Genomic DNA, 231 nt, shown 5'->3' on the forward strand with positions numbered 1-231 from the left:
GACAAATCACACGGCCGAACTAGTCACCCGTTCCAGTCACCTCGTCCCAGTTACCCGGTCAAGCTAGCCAGCCCAGCCGTCTCGTTCCAGTTAGCCAAACCAACAACCTCGTCTCAGCTGCCTTGTTTTAGCCGCGTCGCCCCAGCTACCCGGCCAACCAGCCACCTCACCCCAGTCGCATTATCCCGGCCACTTCGCCTTGGCTGTCTCTTTTGGCCGCGTCGCCCCAGC

The sequence above is a fragment of the Bifidobacterium sp. UBA6881 genome (assembly GCA_002451435.1).
Lineage (GTDB): Bacteria > Actinomycetota > Actinomycetes > Actinomycetales > Bifidobacteriaceae > Bifidobacterium.